Here is a 270-nt window from a genome sequence, read left to right on the forward strand (position 1 = left end):
GCGTTTTCACAGCGCCTTCTCTGTACTCGGTATGTAATGCTTCCTCAGTTTTTGAGAGATGGATTAATTGGTCAATGTACTGTTCGATTTTTTGCCCCGCGTCAAGGATGTATCTGATATATTCCGACTGCTCTTGATTTTGCGGAGATAAGCTCAGCAACTCCGCATTTCCTTTGATGATGGTCACTGGAATTTTAATATCATGAGCCAATGCGCCGATCTGTTCTTTTTTCGTTTTCTCTAAATGCCACTGCGCCCGTAGGGAGGCTT

General features: G+C 44.1%; 1 protein-coding gene. It reads right to left on the bottom strand.

Features of this window, described 5'->3' with window-relative positions; translation table 11 throughout:
- On the bottom strand, nt 1-270 hold a 270-nt coding region (locus CF394_RS13530; protein ID WP_279327665.1), incomplete at both ends, for a histidine kinase dimerization/phospho-acceptor domain-containing protein.

The sequence above is a fragment of the Tetzosporium hominis genome, assembly GCF_002265435.1.
Taxonomy (GTDB): domain Bacteria; phylum Bacillota; class Bacilli; order Bacillales_A; family Planococcaceae; genus Chryseomicrobium; species Chryseomicrobium hominis.